General features: G+C 54.1%; 15 protein-coding genes. 5 read left to right on the plus strand and 10 right to left on the minus strand.

Annotation, left to right across the window (positions count from 1 at the left end; all coding sequences use genetic code 11):
• Positions 1-669, minus strand: coding sequence for a TetR/AcrR family transcriptional regulator (locus GWA01_RS12080; RefSeq protein WP_228118625.1), 669 nt, complete (start codon positions 667-669; stop codon positions 1-3).
• Between the two features lie 114 nt (positions 670-783).
• Here GWA01_RS12080 and GWA01_RS12085 point away from each other — a divergent pair, with 114 nt between their 5' ends.
• From GWA01_RS12085 to GWA01_RS12105, 5 genes are all read left to right on the plus strand, one after another.
• Positions 784-2,001, plus strand: coding sequence for an efflux RND transporter periplasmic adaptor subunit (locus GWA01_RS12085; RefSeq protein ID WP_146798390.1), 1,218 nt, complete (start codon positions 784-786; stop codon positions 1,999-2,001).
• Between the two features lie 6 nt (positions 2,002-2,007).
• On the plus strand, positions 2,008-5,184 hold the full coding sequence (locus GWA01_RS12090) for an efflux RND transporter permease subunit (protein WP_146798392.1): 3,177 nt from the start codon (positions 2,008-2,010) through the stop codon (positions 5,182-5,184).
• Positions 5,181-6,635 (plus strand): efflux transporter outer membrane subunit, encoded by a 1,455-nt coding sequence (locus tag GWA01_RS12095; RefSeq protein WP_146798394.1) that lies wholly within the window; start codon positions 5,181-5,183, stop codon positions 6,633-6,635. Before GWA01_RS12090 ends, GWA01_RS12095 begins: the two co-directional genes overlap by 4 nt.
• A 10-nt stretch (positions 6,636-6,645) precedes the next feature.
• On the plus strand, positions 6,646-6,978 hold the full coding sequence (locus tag GWA01_RS12100) for a hypothetical protein (protein ID WP_146798396.1): 333 nt from the start codon (positions 6,646-6,648) through the stop codon (positions 6,976-6,978).
• Between the two features lie 113 nt (positions 6,979-7,091).
• Positions 7,092-7,628: a GNAT family N-acetyltransferase gene (locus GWA01_RS12105; protein WP_146798399.1), complete on the plus strand. Its 537-nt coding sequence runs from the start codon at positions 7,092-7,094 to the stop codon at positions 7,626-7,628.
• Between the two features lie 156 nt (positions 7,629-7,784).
• On the opposite strand, the gene GWA01_RS12110 is transcribed toward GWA01_RS12105, so the two are convergent.
• The 9 genes from GWA01_RS12110 to GWA01_RS12150 are packed head-to-tail and all read right to left on the minus strand — an operon-like array spanning position 7,785 to position 17,129.
• A complete protein-coding gene (locus GWA01_RS12110; protein WP_228118624.1) occupies positions 7,785-9,035 on the minus strand; it encodes a tetratricopeptide repeat protein in 1,251 nt (416 codons plus the stop codon).
• Complete coding sequence (locus GWA01_RS12115) at positions 9,032-9,895, minus strand: alpha/beta fold hydrolase (protein WP_146798401.1); 864 nt, start codon at positions 9,893-9,895, stop codon at positions 9,032-9,034. Before GWA01_RS12115 ends, GWA01_RS12110 begins: the two co-directional genes overlap by 4 nt.
• Positions 9,892-10,920, minus strand: a complete 1,029-nt coding sequence (locus GWA01_RS12120; RefSeq protein WP_146798403.1) for a P1 family peptidase — start codon at positions 10,918-10,920, stop codon at positions 9,892-9,894. The genes GWA01_RS12115 and GWA01_RS12120 overlap by 4 nt, the downstream gene beginning before the upstream one ends.
• Before the next feature lie 10 nt (positions 10,921-10,930).
• A complete protein-coding gene (locus tag GWA01_RS12125) occupies positions 10,931-11,707 on the minus strand; it encodes an ABC transporter ATP-binding protein (protein ID WP_146798405.1) in 777 nt (258 codons plus the stop codon).
• A complete protein-coding gene (locus GWA01_RS12130) occupies positions 11,704-12,537 on the minus strand; it encodes an ABC transporter ATP-binding protein (RefSeq protein ID WP_146798407.1) in 834 nt (277 codons plus the stop codon). Before GWA01_RS12130 ends, GWA01_RS12125 begins: the two co-directional genes overlap by 4 nt.
• Positions 12,537-13,367, minus strand: a complete 831-nt coding sequence (locus GWA01_RS12135) for an ABC transporter permease (RefSeq protein WP_229316083.1) — start codon at positions 13,365-13,367, stop codon at positions 12,537-12,539. The genes GWA01_RS12130 and GWA01_RS12135 overlap by 1 nt, the downstream gene beginning before the upstream one ends.
• A complete protein-coding gene (locus GWA01_RS12140) occupies positions 13,364-14,314 on the minus strand; it encodes an ABC transporter permease (protein WP_186819568.1) in 951 nt (316 codons plus the stop codon). Before GWA01_RS12140 ends, GWA01_RS12135 begins: the two co-directional genes overlap by 4 nt.
• Positions 14,314-15,804 (minus strand): ABC transporter substrate-binding protein, encoded by a 1,491-nt coding sequence (locus tag GWA01_RS12145; protein WP_146798410.1) that lies wholly within the window; start codon positions 15,802-15,804, stop codon positions 14,314-14,316. The genes GWA01_RS12140 and GWA01_RS12145 overlap by 1 nt, the downstream gene beginning before the upstream one ends.
• Entirely contained in the window at positions 15,801-17,129 is a 1,329-nt protein-coding gene (locus GWA01_RS12150) for an LLM class flavin-dependent oxidoreductase (RefSeq protein WP_146798412.1), read from the minus strand. Before GWA01_RS12150 ends, GWA01_RS12145 begins: the two co-directional genes overlap by 4 nt.
• Between the last annotated feature and the right edge of the window lie 28 nt (positions 17,130-17,157).

Genomic DNA, 17,157 nt, shown 5'->3' on the forward strand with positions numbered 1-17,157 from the left:
TCAGATGTTCTGGGGAACCCTGTAGCCGGCCAGAAAGACTTTCACACCCTGCTGAATGAATGTCAGAAGGTCTTCTCTGGAACGTGGCGGGCGGCAATGCGTCAACTGTGACAGCAATGGCGCTCCAAGCGTTATTCCAAAAAGAAGATCGCTGGCGTCTTCTGGATTCCCGACCTTTATCAGTCCGGCTTTTTCCTGATCCATCAGCCAGTTCTGGACGTTGAATTTACGTCCAGATAAATGGAACAGATCAGTCATAAGCTGGCGAATGGCAGGGTTGCGTGTTGTTTCCGTGACAATGGAGCGCATCAGGCTGAGACGCTCTTCGTCCAGCAGGCAGTCAGCCATGCGCGTCATCATGTCAGTGAGTTGTTGTTCTAGGCTGTCTGAAGGGTTCGTCACAAAATCGAAAGGTGTGAAAAGTCTTTCGAGGATCAGTGTTTCAAAAAGGGAGTTCTTGGATGGAAAGAACTGATAGAGGGTCTTTTTAGACATCCCGGAGCAACTTGCGATGCTGTCCATCGACGCTGCGTGATATCCATAGGATTTCAGTGATTCGCTTGCGGCTTCCAGAATCCTCTGACGTCTTTCTTCGTCGTCCAATGCTGGCGGTCTTCCGCAGCAGGAACGTTTTTTGACGGAAGTGACGTCTGCGTCATGGCGGATCAAGCTGGACTCCAGGGGCATTATGAAAGACCGAATTGACGACATATGAGGAAACCAGCTAGTTTCCTCATATGTGGAAACTGTAGGGTTTCTTTATCACAGGATAACGGCGGGACCATGCCTTCTTTTGAAAAAATGTTTCAGACACCCGCACAGCCGGTCTTTTCTGGAACAAAATCCCGGTTTCGGTTGACATCCGCACTGGTGCCCGTGGTGCTTGCCCCGGCACTGCTGGTTGGAGGCTGTCAAAAGAAGCAGGCTCCCTCCGCACCAATGCCGCAGGGCGTAGAAGTTCTGACATTACATAAGCAGGCAGTCACGCTCGAGACTTCCCTTCCGGGTAGAACGTCACCTTATGAGCAGGCGCAGATTCGTCCGCAGGTGAGTGGTGTTATTGTCTCGCGTGACTTTCAGCAGGGTGCTGATGTTAAGGCGGGTCAACAGCTTTTCCAGATTTTTAGCGCTCCGTATCAGGCTGCATATGATCAGGCGCACGCTTCACTGTTGAATGCGCAGGCTGCTGCGACCCGCGCTGAAGGGCAGCTCCGTCGTTATCGGCCGCTAGCCGCTGCTCATGCCGTCAGTTCTCAGGATTACGATAACACTCTGGCCACTGCGAAACAGGCTGAAGCTCAGGTTGAACAGGCCAAAGCGAACTTGGAATCTGCCGCTGTAAACCTGAATTACACGCATGTCCGTGCGCCTATTGATGGTCGTATCGGCCGTACTCTCTATACGCAGGGCACATTGCTGACAGCTGGGCAGACCCAGCCTATCGCAGTCGTGACGCGGCTTGATCCGGTATATGTGGACGTCAATCTCGCTGCGACCGACATGCTTCGTCTGAAGCGTGAGCTTGCCAGTGGGCAGATTGAGCGTCAGGGAGACGATGCCGCGGCCGTGGGCCTGACGCTGGAAGATGAGTCCAGCTTCCCTGCAAAGGGCAAGCTTGAGCTTTCGGAAGTCACCGTCGACCCCGCAACCGGGACGCTGGTGATGCGGGCTGTTTTCCCCAATCCTGACCATCTGCTGCTGTCAGGTATGTTTGTACATGCTCACATTCGGGAAGGTCTGGACCCGAATGCGCTGCTCGTGCCGCAGGTCGCAGTTCAACGTGATTCAAAAGGTAGCCCGTACGTCATGGTTGTGGACGGGGAAAACAAGGTTCAGATGCGGACCATCAAGACCAGTCGTACGATTAAGGATTCCTGGCTCGTGACAGATGGTGTCAAGGAAGGAGACCGGATTGTTGTCAGTGGCCTCCAGAAAATCCGCCCGGGTGTAAAGGTCGCTCCTCAGGAGAGCAGCTCTGGGTCTGCCGGAAAGGCGGAGTAATCCAGCATGTCATTATCGCGCTTCTTTATTGATCGCCCGATCTTTGCGTGGGTCGTCGGTCTGATCATCATGCTCGTCGGCGCTGTTTCCATCATGCGCATGCCGATCTCACAGTATCCGAGTATTGCGCCACCGATGATTGCGATCACCGTGGATTATCCGGGTGCATCTGCAGAGACGGTGAATAATACCGTGGTTCGGCCTATTCTGCAGCAGATGTACGGGTTGGATCATCTGGAATATATGGCCGCCCAGTCCTACGGCAGTGGCCACATGGAAATTGACCTGACATTTGCTCAGGGTACAAATCCGGACATTGCTCAGGTTCAGGTTCAAAACAAGCTTCAGCTTGCTCAGCCAAAACTGCCTACGGAAGTTACGGCTCAGGGCCTGAGTGTTACGAAGGCCGTCAAGAACTTCATGATGGTTCTGGCCTTTATCTCCACTGACGGAAGCATGACGGGTCAGGATATTTCGGATTACGTTGCATCCAATATCTCAGATCCATTGTCTCGTGTATCAGGCGTGGGTGATCATACGCTTTTCGGCTCTGAATACGCCATGCGTATCTGGCTTGATCCGGCCAAGCTTTATAATTTCTCTCTGACGGTTGGGGATGTTCAGTCTGCTATTCAGGCGCAGAACGCCCAGATTTCGTCAGGTGAATTGGGTGGCTTGCCTGCCAAGAGCGATATCGCGTTCGATGCGACGATCATTGGCCCGACGCGTCTGAGCTCTCCTGAGGAATTCAAGAAAATCCTTCTGAAAGTTCAGCAGGACGGCAGTCAGGTACGTCTTCAGGATGTCGCCCGTGTTGAACTCGGAGCGCAGAATTATAACATCACGTCTCGATTTAATAACAACCCGGCTGCGGCAATGGCCGTCAAGCTTGCTCCTGGTGCCAATCAGCTCACGACCGAGACGGCAATCCGTGCCCGCATGGCTGAGTTGCAACGCTATTTCCCGCCTGGGTTGAAGCTGGTTTACCCTCTTGATACAGAGCCGTTCATTACGCTCTCCATCAAGGAGGTCATTGAAACGCTGCTGGAAGCCATTGTTCTGGTTTTCATCGTGATGTTGGTGTTCTTACAGAACTTCCGCGCTACGTTGATTCCGACGATTGCGGTTCCCGTTGTTCTCCTTGGAACATTCGGTGTTCTTTCGGTTTTGGGGTACGGCCTCAACACGCTGACGATGCTTGCGATGGTGTTGGCAGTGGGTTTGTTGGTCGATGACGCTATCGTCGTTGTCGAAAACGTCGAGCGTGTGATGACCGAGAAGGGCCTTTCTCCTAAAGAGGCCGCTAGGGTCTCGATGGATGAAATTTCAGGTGCCCTTATCGGTATCGTGCTGGTCCTGACTGCAGTGTTCCTGCCGATGGCTGCGTTTGGTGGCTCAACAGGCGTGATCTATCGCCAGTTTTCCATCACGATCGTATCGGCAATGTGGCTGTCTGTGGTTGTAGCGATGGTGATGACGCCTGCGCTTTGTGGTTCCATGCTGAAGCCGTCTCACAAAGGTCATACGACGGGTCCGATCGCCTGGTTCAACCGTAGCTTTGATCGCCTGACGAATGGCTATCTTGGTGGTGTAAAGCGCCTGATCAAGCTGCGTATCGTTAGCATGATGCTGTTTCTGATCCTTACGGGTGGGGCGGTATATCTGTTCATGAGTGTTCCGGGCGGCTTCCTGCCTGACGAAGATCAGGGCATTATCTTTGGGCAGATAACGATGCGTTCGGGGGCTACCGATGCGCAGACGGGCGCTGTGAATCGCAAGGTCACAGATTACGTTCTGAAAAATTACGGGAATGACGTTCAGTCGGTCTTTACCATGAACGGTTTCAGTTTCGCCGGGCAGGGACAGAGCGCGGGCGCATTCTTTATCCGCCTCAAGCCATGGGATCAGCGTCCGGGTTACGCCCATACGACGATGGCGATTGCCAATAAGATCATGATGCATTTCTGGACTGATCCAGAAGCTCAGATTTTCGCGGTCAATCCGCCTGCGGTGATGGAGCTTGGTAACGCTACGGGTTTCGATCTTGAGCTCGAAGATAATGGCCATCTTGGTCATCAGGCCCTTCTCGCTGCCCGTAACCAGCTTTTGGCCGAGGCTGCCAAGAGCCATCTTCTGATGGCTGTCAGGCCATTGGGGATGGAGGATGCTCCGCAGTTCCATCTTAATATTGACCGCGAAAAAGCCAATGCGCTTGGTGTTACCAACGCTGATATTAATACGACCCTTGAGGGTGCCTTTGGCTCGATCTACGTCAACCAGTTCATGCGTGATGACCGTGTGAAGCAGGTATATATTCAGGGTGAGCCGTTCTCTCGTATGACGCCAGAGGACATAAACCGCTGGTATTTGCGCAATGCAACCGGGACAATGGTGCCATTCAATGCGTTTGCATCAGGCACATGGATTTCCGGTCCACAGAAAGTCGAGGATTATAACGGCCTGAATTCCTTCGAAATTCAGGGACAGCCTGCAGTTGGCGTCAGTTCGGGGCAGGCGATGGCAGAAATGGAGAAAATTCTTGCCAAGATGCCGCCAGGCATTGGCTATGAATGGACGGGCCTGTCTTACGAACAGCTGGCTTCAAGCGGTTCAACCGGGCCGCTGTATGCCTTGGCTGCAGTCGTGATTTTGCTTTGTCTTGCGGCATTGTATGAGAGTTGGGCTATTCCGTTCTCAGTCCTCATGGTGCTGCCACTTGGTGTGCTGGGCGCAATTGCAGCGACATTGGGTCGCGGGCTGTCAAATGACGTTTATTTCCAGGTTGGCCTGCTCACGACAGTTGGTCTTTCTGTAAAAAATGCAATTCTGATTGTGGAGTTTGCAAAAGCATTCTTTGAAGCTGGTGATAGCCTGGAAGAGTCGGTTCTCAAGGCTGGTCGAGAGAGACTACGCCCGATCCTCATGACATCCATTGCGTTTGTATGTGGTGTATTCCCGCTGGCGATTGCTACGGGTGCTGGTTCCGCCGCGCGTGTTGCGATTGGCACTTGCGTGGTGGGTGGCATGCTGTCTGCAACATTGCTGGCGGTCTATTTCGTACCAGTATTCTTCGTGGTGGTGCTGCGACTGTTCCGAGTGAGCCGCATCAAGGATCGTGGCAATGCAGATCAGGCAGGCCACAATACTCATCAACCTGCAATCGAGGGAGGACACGGCGCATGAAGACCCGTATTGGACTCGCCGCGCTCCTCATGCTTTCGGCCTGTAATCTGGCACCGACCTATCACCGGCCGACCCAGTCGGTGCAGAACAGCTACCCTGAGAATACAGGGGCCAAAAATGCCCCGGTTGCTGCGAAGGTCGCTAATCTGGGATGGGAGGATTTCTATACAGACCCTCGACTGAAGGCGCTGGTCAGGCTGGCGCTGAAAAATAACAGGGACCTCGCAGCGCAGGCTGCCGCCGTGACCGTTGCGCGAGGGCAGTATGAAATCCAGAATGCCTCGTTGTTCCCGATCATCTCTGCAGGTGGTCAGGGCATGTTTCTGGCACCGTCGGATACGGCCGGTTTCTCGTTCGCACCGGGATTGGGCACAACGGTGTCCACCCTGCGTCTTTACCAGACATCCATAGGGTTCTCGTCCTACGAAGTGGATTTGTGGGGACGTATTCGCAACCTGACGCGCCAGCAGGCAGAAACCACTCTGAACAGTGTGGAAAATGCCCGTAATGTGCTGATCACGATGGTGTCTCAGATTGGTGGGACATACATTCAGTGGCTTGCTGATCGTGAGCAGCTTCGCGTGACGCGCGATACGCTGAAATCTGAGCGAGACACGCTGCGTCTGACGCAATTGTCCTATGACAACGGCGAAACCGAAGCCCTGACACTGGCGCAGGTGAAAACGCAGGTAGAGCAGGCATCGGCATATGAGGCGCAATACACTCGCGCTGTGGCTGATGACGAACATGCTCTGCAACTGCTCGTCGGGGTGCCTTTGCCCGCAGATCTGCCGCAACCTGCGCCGTTCGGTGCGCAGACAATGATCAGCGATCTGCCTGAAGGTTTACCGTCTGACCTGCTTCAGCAGAGACCTGATATTCTTGCAGCCGAGCATACGCTGATTGGTGCGAATGCAAATGTGGGTGCCGCCCGTGCGGCCTTCTTCCCCAAGGTTACTCTCACGGCATCGGAAGGGACCAGCTCCCTTCAGTTCCGTAAATTGTTTACCCCTGGGGCAGAGACGTGGACTATCTCGCCTTCCATTAGTCTGCCTATTTTCACTTGGGGCCAGAGTCAGGGCAACCTGCGAATGGCCAAGGGGCAAAAGCTGCAATATGCCGCACAGTATGAAAAAACAGTGCAGACGGCGTTTCGAGAGGTTTCGGATGCTCTAACCGCGCGTGAAACCTACACGCAACAGGACAGGCATATGGCGGCGTTGGTGGAGCAATCTCAGAAGGCATTCGATCTCGCCACAATGCGATATCGCACTGGTATTGATAGTTACCTCACGACATTGACCCAGCAGCGCACACTTTATCAGGCCCAGCAGAATGCCATTACCATTCGTGCTGCTCGTTTCCAGAATCTTGTGACATTGTATCGCGCGCTCGGAGGAGGGTGGAGCCAGAAGACTCTTTCGCCTAAGATCGCCGTAGCAAAGAACTAACGGAGTTATCATGCGCAGGATTGTCGTTTCCACACTGGTCATGACCGCATTGACGGGAACGGCATTTGCGCAGGATGCAGGTGATGGCCCTAAAAAGCCAGATATGCATGAACTTGCACGCAATTCGTCGTTGCCCAAAAGCCATGCAGATTTCAGCCGGTTTTACCATCCTCCCGGAGATAAGGTCATTGAGCAGCCGGATGCATTTCGCCTGCTTTTCCGAACACCAAACGGTTTGCCGGACGGTTATGCTGAGCGTCGTGGTAATGCTGTGATTTATTATGACAGCACAGGAAAAGTAACCCGTGTTCAGCAGCTTCCTGCGGGAACGGATGATCCCTGATTAATTCCGGAGTAAAAAAGCCCTGACATTTTTGCAGGGCTTTTTTTATGGTCATTGCCTGCGGTGGATGTTCCCGCCATATGGGAACATCCATTTGCATTGGGGCTCAAAATATGACGAATAACTATATTTCGCGTTGGGCGACTGAAGACGATCTTGAGGCGTTGCAGGCCCTGATCACTCTTGCCATCAATACATTGCAGGACAATTTTTTATCGACCGCACAGGTTGTTGCGAGCCGGCAGGTCATGGGGCTTGATTCGCAACTTGTCCGAGATCGGACATACCTGATTTTAGAAGAACAAGGTCGGATTGTCGGCTGTGGTGGCTGGAGCCGACGAGCTACACTATATGGTGGTGACCACAGTTCCGAACTCCGGGACCCGGCTCTACTGAATCCAAAGTGCGATCCGGCTCGTATCCGTGCAATGTATACGCACCCTGATCATGTGCGACGTGGGATAGGGCGTCGGGTCCTTGGTCTGTGCGAAGAGGCAGCCTTGACTGACGGTTTCAAGCGGGTCGAGTTGATGAGTACTCTCAGTGGACAGGCTCTGTACGAAGCGTGTGGGTATAAGGCTATGGAGGCCTGTCCAGCAGATGTTGCTGGCGTTTCAGTTCCGTTGATCAGGATGGGAAAAAGTCTTTAGGGTTCAAACAACCCTCTGGTTTTGGCGTAGTTCCTGCGATTCCATTCCTCCTGTGTTGATTGGGAGTGGTGGAAGCTGAAGCAGCCGGGTTTTTTTGATGTTGAACAGCGGCGTGCTCGGCTGAGCGGCCAATAGTATCCAGAACGGACAGTCCTGTTATGTCCCCGGGAGCTCTGGCGAGCCTGTAGCCCCCACATACGCTCTCTGAGGCTTCGAGAAGCCCTGCTTTCTCAAATTGTCACGTATTTTTAGAAACAGATCTCGTTGTGCGTGGCTGCCACCAATATCCTGAAGATGGGGCATGGCGCTGTCAAAAAGGGAGGACGCTTTTGCGTTTTCTTGCTCTAGATAAGCGGCGATACCACGGGATAGTGGTTTTCCTACGAGGTCCCATGCAGCCTTGTCAGAAGGTAACTGTTCGATTTTTTCCAGCAGTAATTTTCCTTCCGGCCGTCTGGCACGTAAGAGCCCATATAAATACTGAAGCGTCAGAAATGGTTGGCTGACGTCGTTTTGTCTGGCAGCAAGCCAATCCGCCAGTTGTGCCCAGCGCTCGTCAACTTCGACCCCTGCGAGTTCCAGGCGAACCAGAAGAGAAACCGCTCCCACCTGGTCTTGCGAAAAACTGCGTTCCCGCGCCCAGCAGTGCTCATCATAAACGCGCAGAGCGTCTTTTTTCCGGCCCTGTGCGAGATAAAACAGCGCGAGATGCCACCAGAGATGGGTGTACATAAAAGACGTTAAATGTCCCCAGCCTCCTGAATTGGCCTCCAGAAAGCGGATGCCCTCATCGATCCGGTTCTCAGTCAGTAGAACATGGGCCAATGCATGCTGTGACCAAGGCTCGCTGGGGTCGAGTTTCAGTGCGTGACGTGCTGCAGTTTCTGCGGCTTTGAGGTCATGGCATTGCTCATATGAAAATGCCAGCATTCCATGAAGGGCAGCAACGTCTCCCGCGGCAGGTGCGCAGCGCTGTGCGGTTGTGAGCATGTCTTCGAAGCGACCATGGATAAAGTCGTGATAATGTCGGATCTTGAGTGTCACGAGATCCCGTGGCCATTGGGAAAGAATATGGTCAGTGTGTTCTATGATTTTTGCCGGTTGATTATTGACCCATGCATTAAGGAGCCCAAAGAGAAGCTTTTCGCGGGGCAAGGCGTGCTGCAAGTTTTTGGATGCACGCTCCAGGTAGTCTCGGGCCTGGATCGGAACGTCGCCCGTTTCAGACAGCATCCACAGCAGCCCGGCATACACATTCGCCAGACAGTCAGGCGTCTGGTCTGCCGTTTCCAGAATGCCTGCGAGTTTTAACTCGTAGCCAAGATAACCGCTGACAAATGCATTGATGCCATCCACGGTGCGCGTATCGGTGGCTGAGATGTCGTTGCCAAGCGTGTCATGAGTCATGTGGCATTTCCTTCAGAATCAGAAATTCTCCGAAGTTCACGCTCTATGATGTCATTCACGTCTAATGGCCTTTCAAGCATGATCTGATGTCCGCAATTAGACAGGACATTCAGCGTGCTTGCAGGCAGCAGGGCGTGCAGTTTTTGGATTTCCGCAACAGGGACAATTCCGTCCTGTTCTCCGGCTACAATGTGGGTGGGAATGGAAATGTGGCGGAGGCTTTCGTGATTGATCGGCCTTGCACCATTTCTGACGGCGCCAATCATGAAAAGACTGTTCCGGCGTGTTGCGCGACGTTCCCTGCGAAGAAGTTCAGAGCTCGTTCCCGGATGCCATGCAAGCTTTTCAAAGCGCTTTTGTAGCCACGGCTTTCCCAAAGACACGACCCATAACGGAAGGCGATCCAGCCAGCTCCCGAAAAGCGGACCTTTGAGCGATGGTGCGAGAGATGCTGGACCCAGCAGTATAAGCCCATTTATTGGCAGAGGCTGGCCAGTTTCATGCAGGTTTGCCAGCCATTCCAGAACCAGCCTGCATCCGAAAGAATGAGCGACTATCAGCTTTTTGCGGGCGGGGAATGCGTCCAGAACTGCGGCTAGATCCTTTACGGAGCACTCGCTGTCAAAAGCTTTCTGATGCTGTGATCGTGCACTGTCCCCATGTGCGAGGCAGTCCCATGCTACAAGGTTGACGTCTTTTTGAGTGAAATAATTCCACTGCAAACGCCATTGCTGTCTGTTTCCTCCCAGACCATGAAGGAAAAATATCGCTGTTGAGGATCCCTTGTCGATTGAGGACAGGGCAAGCTTGCGTCCCGGAATGCGCCAGAAGGCAACCGAATTTTCAAGAGTGTTCGTCATGGTAGCTCTGAATTCTCTTTTCTTTGCCCAAACCGTTCTTGCCATGTCGGGAACGCGTGCGTTCCGGGTAAGGCAGCAGCTTCGTAAACAGCGCGCGCAATCGCTCTGGCCGTGACCTGCGTGGCTGCGTGCAGGATTTCACGCCATTCTTCTGGCGTGGCAGGGGCAGGGGAGCTTTGGGTGGAAACGCCAAAAATGGCATCTCCATCTTCGGGAAGATGTGCGGGATAGACACCGCGCGCCACACCGTCCTGAGCGAGAATGGCCATGCGCTTGGTTTGGGATTTGCTCAGTGTTGCGTCTGTCGCAATGACGCCAATTGATGTCCCGGCGACGTAGTCCGGCTTGGTTCTGAGTTTCAGGTCTTGGGCTGTCAGATGTGCCGGCATACCCAGTCCGCCGAACTCATGGTCCTGTTCGAATGGTGCTGCCCAAAAATGCGGTCCGTCCCCAATCGTTGCAGTACCTACAGCGTTGACGGCCATGATGGCCGACACAGTGTGACCTGCTGGTGTTATGGCACTTGCAGAGCCCAACCCTCCTCGCAGTGTCGCAGTTGTGGCGCCTGTCCCGGCTCCTACGGTTCCGAGAGAGAATGGGCCGGTTTCTGCAACCATGGCGGCGCGATAGCCCATTTCGGCATAGGGGGAGTAGCGGCCCCAATCCTTGTTGCCACCATTGGCCAGATCGAAAAGGCTCGCCTGAACGACGATTGGTACACGGATTTTTCCATCCGCGACCGGAAGAGCGGAATATACTTCGCGCAGCCGCGCCTGAACACCTGATGTTGCGTCCAGCCCATAAGTCGAACCGCCGGAAAGCACGATGGCATCAATGCCTTCAACAACCATTTCGGGTTCCAGCAGCGCGCTTTCACGCAAAGCGGGTGCGCCCCCGAGAAAACTTCCTGATGCGACGACGGGCTTATCAAAAAGAAGTACCGTCACACCTGTGCGTTGTTTCTGGTCCTGCACATGTCCGACCCTAATGCCGGGAATATCGGTAATGAGGTTCTGTCGTGTCATGTGGTGGTACTCAGAAATTAGCGGCCAGAAGGGAGCGCGTGGTGTCGTGCTGGGGGTTTGAAAAAATATCTGCTGTCGGACCGGTTTCCACAATATGACCGGCATCCAGAACGGCAGTTCTATGTGAAATATGCCGGATCACAGCCAGATCATGGCTCACGAAAATATAGGACAGGCCATAACGCTCCTGAAGATCAAGCAGAAGGTTCAGGATGATGGCCTGAGTGGAGACATCAAGCGCGGACACGGCTTCATCCGCAATGATAACTGAAGGTTTTGTAATCAGGGCGCGTGCAATGGCGATGCGCTGACGCTGCCCTCCTGAAAATGCACGGGGATAGCGGTTGAGACTATTGGATGGGAGTGCGACATCCCGCAGAACATTAACGATCCGTTGCTCACGTTCCTCCTGTGTAAGGGAAAGAGGCAAGAGCGGCTCCCCGACGATCTCGCGTACGGTTTGGCGGGGGTCAAGCGCCCCCTGTGGATCCTGAAAAATCATCTGGATTTCAGGGCGAAGCTTTTGGCGAACATCGCTCGTAGCGTTCGTAAAATCCTCTCCACGCAAAGAAACATGTCCGTTATCGGGCTGCAGTAATCCGCTGAGAATGCGGGCCAGCGTCGATTTTCCGCTTCCGGATGAACCAATGATTCCGAGAGTCTCTCGTTCGGCCAGATGCAGATTGATATTTTGAAGGATTGGCCGGGCTGGTCGTGGTTGAAAAAACGAACGGCTTTGCGAGCGGACGCTGTAATTCAGGCCTTGGGCTTCAAAGAAGCTACTCATGCCTCAGCCTCCTGATAAATGGCGGCTGGAACAGGGATGGGGCGTAGCGGTTCATGCCGCGTCCCATGAAGTGACACGGAAAGCAATGCCTGCGTATACGGGTGGGATGGAGCCGTAAAAATCTGCTCAGTGTCACCACTTTCCACAATCCTTCCATTACGCATGATCACAGTATTTTTTGCGTAATGGCGGATAAGTCCGAGGTCGTGAGAAATCAGCAGAACAGCCATATTGTTTTCGCGCGCGAGCTCCTCCACAAGTACCATGATTTCGGCCTGCGTCCGTGCGTCCAATGCTGTGGTGAACTCGTCTGCAACCAGCAGGCTCGGTCTGCATGCGATCGCCATGGCCAGCAGAACTCTCTGACGCTGCCCGCCAGACAACATATGCGGGTAGGCTTTTTGTGACACTCCTGCTTTGGTAAGGCCCACCCGGTCCAGAAGAGTCTGTGTTCTGGCCTTGATGTCGTGCCCTGAGGTCTGTCCATGAAGTCGTAGCGTATCGGCAATCTGATTGCCGATACGTCGGATGGGGTTGAGGGCCGTCATGGGCTCCTGAAAAACCATCGCAATTCGGTTTCCCCGGAGGTGACGCATGGTGTTTTCCGGCAAAGATTTCAGATTCTGATTTTCGAAAATAATCTCGCCCGTGAGTGAAAATTCCTCGGGCAAAAGACCCATGATGGCTCTGGCCAGAGTGGATTTTCCAGAGCCGGACTCTCCTGTGACGGCTATTGTCTGACCAGCTTCGACAATAAACGACATAGGGTGAAGGATATCGATGTTACCTGCCTGAACAGCCAGATCCCGGACTTCAAGAACTACGCTCATTATTGTGCGACCTTCGCTCTGGTGAGCGGGCGTTCAAGAAGATCACGTAACCCATCGCCCAGAAGGTTGAAGCCAAGGACGAGCAACATGATGATCACTCCGGGAACCGCCACAAGAAAGGGGTGATCGAAGATGTGGATCTGATAGGACGCCAGTGCACGGCCTAGGTCAGGGCGGGGCGGTGGGGCTCCAAGGCCAAGATAGGAGAGGCCCGCTTCGGAAAGAAGTGCGAGCGCCACGGAAGTTGAGCCATGCACAATCAGAATAGGCGCAATATTGGGAAGAACGTGTCGCATTATGATCGAGGGAGTGCGCTGTCCTGACATTCTGGCAGCTGCGATGAAATCAAGAATCAGAACAGATTGCGCTGCCTGACGTGTGATGCGGATCTGGCCCGGAATACCGAAAAGCGCAATGGCAAGGATTTCTCCGGTTGCAGAGGCACCGAGTGCCGTCACAAGCAGGGCCGCAATGAGGATTGGAGGGAAGGCCAGCCCCAGATCAGCAACACGCATGATGAGGCTGCCGGTAGCGTTTCTGGTTGCTGCGAGAAGGCCCAGCAGCGAGCCGCCGACTGTAGAAAGTGCCACGGCCATCAACGCGAGCATCACGCTGTTGAAAGCTCCCGTAAAGACGTAGTTCGCGAGATCACGGCCAAAGGGATCGGTCCCCAGCAGATGATCCAGCGAAGGGCCGGCATAGCGATGAGCAATGTCTATGGCAGGGGCGTGGCCGCCATGCAGCATTTCGGTAAGTGTCGCGGGAAGCAGGCAGAAGGCTAACAGCACAATGCCTGTGATCAGGGAATAACTGTGGTGAAAACGGCTCACGCCCCAGTCTCCGCCAGGCGAGGGTCAAGCCAACCTACGATGGCTGTCAGGATCAGGTTCATCAGCAACACGCCTGCTACGATCAGCATGACCAGATTTTGTACGATCGGGATATCCCGCTGATTGACTGCTTCGAGCAGCAGCTGGCCACAGCCAGGAATATTGAAAACACTCTCAACGATAATGGCGCCCGTCACGAGAACTGGGATCTGTATCCCGATTAGCGTCAGGATCGGGATGAATGCATTGGGCATCGCCACGCGCCACAGGACGGCCGTTTTGCCATAGCCCTGCGCCCTTGCCGTGCGGATATAGTCCTGTGAAAGCGTATCGATCAGAGATGAACGCATGAAACGCGCTGTGATGGCAGCCTGTGGAATTGCCAGTGCCACGGCCGGAAGGAAAAGTGCCCTCAATCCATTAGGAATACCATTTTTCCAACCGGGAAATCCGCTTGCCGGGAACCAGTGTAGCGTCAGGGAAAACAGAAGAGTCATCATCATGGCCAGCCAGAAATCCGGTATGGATTTTAGGGTCTGCAGTGTGCTCATCACCGTAAGATCGAGAATGCTCCCACGATTGGTCGCCGCCATTGCACCCACGGGCAGTCCGATCGCGAGCGATAATCCCGTTGCGAAAGCAATGAGTGGAAGAGTGCTTTGAAAGCGTTCCCTGATGAGCTGCCAAACCGGAACATCATAAATATAGCTGCTGCCTGCATGTCCCGTGCATAGCCCACCGATCCAACGCAGATAGCGTGTGGTCAGGGAGCTATCGAGCCCGAGTTGTCGATGGAGGGCTGCGATGCTTTCAGGCTGTGCATCTAGCCCGAGCATAACCGTAGCAGGATCGCCGGGCAAAAGATTTAGGAGCACGAAGATGAGAATGCTTGCAGCCACAAGCACTAAAAAACGCTCAATGACGGTGCGTAGAATGACGAAAATCATTATGGAGCCCAATAAACATCTGCAAGTGGGCAGGCCGCAATTTGCTGATCTGTCCATAGCCCACGTATGTGCCGGTTCATGACAGTGTCGCGGGGTACGGAATAAAGAAAAACGTTCGGCTCATCCTGTGCCAGCTGTGACTGCATGGAAACGGATAGTGCATGGCGAGTTGCAGGGGCGCTGCTGGCTTCATAACGTTGGAAAAGGTCATGAAATGCCGGGTTATGATAATGGAAGTAGATCGTGTCTCGATCGTAAATTCCGATATCGTGTGGCTCTGTATGGGCGATGACGGTCATGTCGAAAGCACCTTGCCCAAAAACACGGCTCAGCCAGGCTGGCCATTCCAGTGGCTGAAGCGTCACGATAATTCCGACCTGTTCAAGGTATGCAGCTATCAGTTCGCTTGTATCGCGCGCGTATCCGATTGGTGGAAATGAAAGCCTAACCTGTGTGCCGGGTTGGACCCCGGCGCTTTTCAGTAATTCACGGGCTCGTTCTGGATTGTATGGATAACGATCCGGAAGCGGCGCATAATCCGGATCGTTGGGCGCCATGTGTGATTGCAGAACGGTGCCATCTCCATCAGACACTGCTTGCAGGAGTGCTTTGCGATCAATGGCATACGCAATTGCCTGCCGAACGCGAACATCATTGAAAGGGCGCCTGCCATTATTGAGAGCAAGGATTGCCTTGAATGGAAAGCTTCCTCTTATGACCCTCAACTCTGGCGCATCAGCAAAGCGTCCGAGAATTTCGCGTTCGGGGAATGAGGGATAGGCATCAAGTTCACCGGCCAGAAGTGCGTTACTGGCTGCCAGAGGATCAGGCATAAACCGGAAGGTCACGCTTTTTAAAACTGGTGGCTTACCCCAGTAGTTGGGGTTGCGTGCCAATAATACATGGTCGCCCCGCTGCCATTCCTGAAAAAGAAACGGCCCCGTTCCAACCGGGTGATGGATATTATTTCCTGAAGATCCCGGGGAGAATATGGACGCATCATTCCAGGCTAGCTCATAGAGAAAACTTCCATGGGCGTCGCGAAGGCGGACATCTGCATGACCATCATCAGGGCACGATACATCCGTGATGTTGGTAAAGACGCTCCGATCGGGATTGGTACTGTCTGCGGCTTTCGCCCGGAGAAGGGAAAAGCGGACGGCATCGCAGGTCAGGGGTGTTCCATCATGGAAATGGACGTTTTCCTGCAGTGTAAAATGATAGAGGCGCCCATCATCCGAAAGCGTCCATGCCCGCGCCAGCAGAGGTGCGACGTTACCTGAGCGATCCAGACGGGTAAGGCCTTCATAAATATTGTTATATGTGATCGTGCCGATGGACTCACTGGGGCTGCGGGAAGGATCGAGCCCGGGTGGCTCGATTGAGACCCCAATGCTCAATGTGTCACGCGCAGGCACTGGGCTCTCGGCCCTTGCCTGACTCGCAAGACTGAGCCCCGCGGCTACGAGAAGAAAAACGGCTCGCTTCATGGAGCTTCGCCGGAGGCAGGGCGTCGTAGCCCCAGATGCTCGCGCAACGTATGCCCTTCATAAGACTTTCGAAAAAGGCCACGCTTCTGAAGTTCGGGAACCACAAGGTCGACAAACGTCTCAAGGCTTTGAGGGAGGATTGGGGGCATGATGTTGAAGCCATCAGCCGCACCTTCCACGAACCACTCCTCCAGCTGATCTGCAATCTGTTTGGGGCCGCCATAGATGGACCAGTGACCGCGTGCACCACTGACCTCAAGATAGAGATCCCGCAGCGACATGTTGCGGCGCTTTGCCATTTCCACGAGGAGAGACTGGCGGCTGCGGTTTCCGTTAAAATTCTCCGGTACTTCGGGCAGGGGACCGTCCAGAGGCAGGCCGCGTAGATCTGTCCCTGTCATGCCGCCTAGCAGGAACAGCCCCACGTCCGGATGGGTGAGGGCGTCCAGCTCCGCTTTCAGGTCTTCTGCTTCCGTCTGCGTGCGGCCGACCAGAGGATATACGCCGGGCATTACTTTGAGTGATTCAGGATTGCGCCCGATTTCACGCATGCGCCTGTGTAGATCAAACCGGAATGCTTTTGCTTCTTCAAGAGTTTGCTGCGCCGTGAAGACCATTTCGGCTGTTTCGGCTGCCAGAGCACGACCCGGCTCCGAAGACCCTGCCTGCACAAGAACAGGACGCCCCTGCACAGAGCGTGGAATGTCCAGCTGGCCGGAAGCTGAAAGGAATTCGCCTTCAAAATGAAACGGACGACGCTTTTCGGGGCTGAAAAATTTGCCGCTGTCTGTGTCGCGCAGAAATGCGTCATCCTCCCAGCTGTCCCAGAAATTTTGGACAATGTGCGCAAATTCACGAGCCTGCCGATAGCGGTCAGCATGTGGAACATGGCTCGTCTTGCCGTAATGGACCGACTCACGCGTATTCGCCGTCGTGACAAGGTTCCAACCCACGCGCCCGTTACTGATCTGATCCAGCGACAGGAACTGACGCGCCAGATGGTAGGGAATGGAATAGGTCGTGCTGACTGTGCCAATGAGGCCTATTCTGGATGTCGTGGCGGCAAGCGCGGACAGGAGCGTTATGGGTTCGAAGGACGCGCCATAGGTCATGCGCTTGAAGCCGTCCATTGTCGCTTCATCAATGGAGCTGGTGAAATCAGCAATGAAAACAGCATCAAAAAGGCCTCGTTCAGCCAGCTTTGCCTGATCCAGCTGGCGCTGGAAATTGCTCCCTGCATCAGGCGCCGAGCCAGGATGACGCCATGCGGCAGCATGATGTCCGGTGGGAAGCAGAAAAGCGGCGAGCTTCATGTGGGCTGACATGCTGTTTTCCAGGTCTCTTGCTCTGATC

It is taken from the genome of Gluconobacter wancherniae NBRC 103581, assembly GCF_007988885.1.
Lineage (GTDB): Bacteria > Pseudomonadota > Alphaproteobacteria > Acetobacterales > Acetobacteraceae > Gluconobacter > Gluconobacter wancherniae.

What these genes read in the sequence shown, in the direction of transcription:
- GWA01_RS12090 (WP_146798392.1), top strand. Translation starts at nt 2,008, where the DNA reads ATGTCATTATCGCGCTTCTTTATTGATCGCCCGATCTTTGCGTGGGTC.
- GWA01_RS12125 (WP_146798405.1), bottom strand. Translation starts at nt 11,707, where the DNA reads ATGAGTAGCTTCTTTGAAGCCCAAGGCCTGAATTACAGCGTCCGCTCG.
- GWA01_RS12150 (WP_146798412.1), bottom strand. Translation starts at nt 17,129, where the DNA reads ATGTCAGCCCACATGAAGCTCGCCGCTTTTCTGCTTCCCACCGGACAT.
- GWA01_RS12130 (WP_146798407.1), bottom strand. Translation starts at nt 12,537, where the DNA reads ATGAGCGTAGTTCTTGAAGTCCGGGATCTGGCTGTTCAGGCAGGTAAC.
- GWA01_RS12120 (WP_146798403.1), bottom strand. Translation starts at nt 10,920, where the DNA reads ATGACACGACAGAACCTCATTACCGATATTCCCGGCATTAGGGTCGGA.
- GWA01_RS12110 (WP_228118624.1), bottom strand. Translation starts at nt 9,035, where the DNA reads ATGACTCATGACACGCTTGGCAACGACATCTCAGCCACCGATACGCGC.
- GWA01_RS12140 (WP_186819568.1), bottom strand. Translation starts at nt 14,314, where the DNA reads ATGATTTTCGTCATTCTACGCACCGTCATTGAGCGTTTTTTAGTGCTT.
- GWA01_RS12095 (WP_146798394.1), top strand. Translation starts at nt 5,181, where the DNA reads ATGAAGACCCGTATTGGACTCGCCGCGCTCCTCATGCTTTCGGCCTGT.
- GWA01_RS12085 (WP_146798390.1), top strand. Translation starts at nt 784, where the DNA reads ATGCCTTCTTTTGAAAAAATGTTTCAGACACCCGCACAGCCGGTCTTT.
- GWA01_RS12105 (WP_146798399.1), top strand. Translation starts at nt 7,092, where the DNA reads ATGACGAATAACTATATTTCGCGTTGGGCGACTGAAGACGATCTTGAG.
- GWA01_RS12115 (WP_146798401.1), bottom strand. Translation starts at nt 9,895, where the DNA reads ATGACGAACACTCTTGAAAATTCGGTTGCCTTCTGGCGCATTCCGGGA.
- GWA01_RS12145 (WP_146798410.1), bottom strand. Translation starts at nt 15,804, where the DNA reads ATGAAGCGAGCCGTTTTTCTTCTCGTAGCCGCGGGGCTCAGTCTTGCG.
- GWA01_RS12100 (WP_146798396.1), top strand. Translation starts at nt 6,646, where the DNA reads ATGCGCAGGATTGTCGTTTCCACACTGGTCATGACCGCATTGACGGGA.